Raw genomic sequence first — 1,077 nt, 5'->3', positions numbered from 1 at the left:
GTCAGCAGCAGCTCGCCGACCGTCGCGAGGCCAAGCAGCGCCCCCAGCGCGATCACCGCCGCACCGCCCGCGGCAGGGCCAGCTACTCCGACCGGCCCGCGCGGTTCCGCCGCTGGGCGATCCTCACCGCGATCAGCGCGGTCGGCGGCTACTCGACCGGCCTCGTCCAGCTCATCGCCCCCGGCGGGCCGTGGGTCGGCGCGATCCTCGCCGCCGCCGGATGGGCCCTCGACCTGCACACCCGCGACCGGGGACGCCTTCGCGTCAGCGAGGTGCGCGGCCCCGGCCCGCTGCTGATCCTCGTCGCCCTGCGCATCCCGGTCGCCTCCGGCCTGGCCGTCGCCGCCGGCGCCGTCCCCCTCCTTGCCGCCACTGGCAACCAGCTCCACATCTACTGAAAGAGGAGTCCCACCATGTTCGGAGCCATCGGGTCCGGCGGCATGATCCTGCTGATCGTCGTCGCGCTGGTCATCCACAAGCGCGGCGGCGGCAAGCTCCAGCCCGTCAAGGACCACCACGTCATCTACTGGGGCGCCGCCCTCGGCCTGCTCGCCGCCAGCGCGGGGACGGCCCTCGCCCAGATCGGCACCGTGTCCACCAGCATCAGCCAGTCGATCAGCTCGCAGTCCGGCACCGTCGGCCCGGTCGGCGCCGGCGCGGTCGCGCTGATTCTGCTGCTGATCGGGTTCGGCACCAAGCCCGCCATGGCCAAGGACCTGATCGTCGGCGTGGCGCTGCCCGGCGCGCTGTCCACCGCCGGGGGACTGCTCGCCGTCCCGGTGACCGTCCTCGGCTCCCTCCTCCACGGGATCGGTGCCTGATGGACAACCACCTCGCCGAGTCCCTCGCCGTCCACTCCGAGGCCCTCGCCGCGTGGCGGGAGTGCCGCGCCAAGGCGCAACAGATCGAGGACCCCGAAGCGCGCACGGCCGCGCTCGCCGACCTCGCCGCCCGGCGACCGGTCCACCCCTACCTCGGCGGCATCTCCCTCACCGCGGTCCGCCAGGGCAACCGCCGCATGCTCGCCCCGCTCCGGGCCCGCAAGTCGGCCCCGCACGCGCGGGGATAGCTCCTACC

Annotated in this window: 3 protein-coding genes; all 3 read left to right on the top strand. The window is 74.5% G+C overall.

Features of this window, described 5'->3' with window-relative positions:
* Positions 1–398, top strand: a 398-nt coding sequence (locus AB0E96_RS41330) for a hypothetical protein (RefSeq protein WP_359831993.1), incomplete at its 5' end; no start/stop codon positions are given.
* Between the two features lie 15 nt (positions 399–413).
* The gene (locus AB0E96_RS41325; RefSeq protein ID WP_359831992.1) at positions 414–821 is read left to right on the top strand and encodes a hypothetical protein; all 408 of its coding nucleotides are present in this window, start codon (positions 414–416) and stop codon (positions 819–821) included.
* Complete coding sequence (locus AB0E96_RS41320; RefSeq protein ID WP_359831991.1) at positions 821–1,069, top strand: hypothetical protein; 249 nt, start codon at positions 821–823, stop codon at positions 1,067–1,069. Before AB0E96_RS41325 ends, AB0E96_RS41320 begins: the two co-directional genes overlap by 1 nt.
* Positions 1,070–1,077: the final 8 nt, after the last annotated feature.

The sequence above is a fragment of the Kitasatospora sp. NPDC036755 genome, from assembly GCF_040636595.1.
Lineage (GTDB): Bacteria > Actinomycetota > Actinomycetes > Streptomycetales > Streptomycetaceae > Kitasatospora.
Note: the sequence above shows the minus strand (reverse complement) of the source record. Positions and strands in the feature narration are given on the sequence as shown.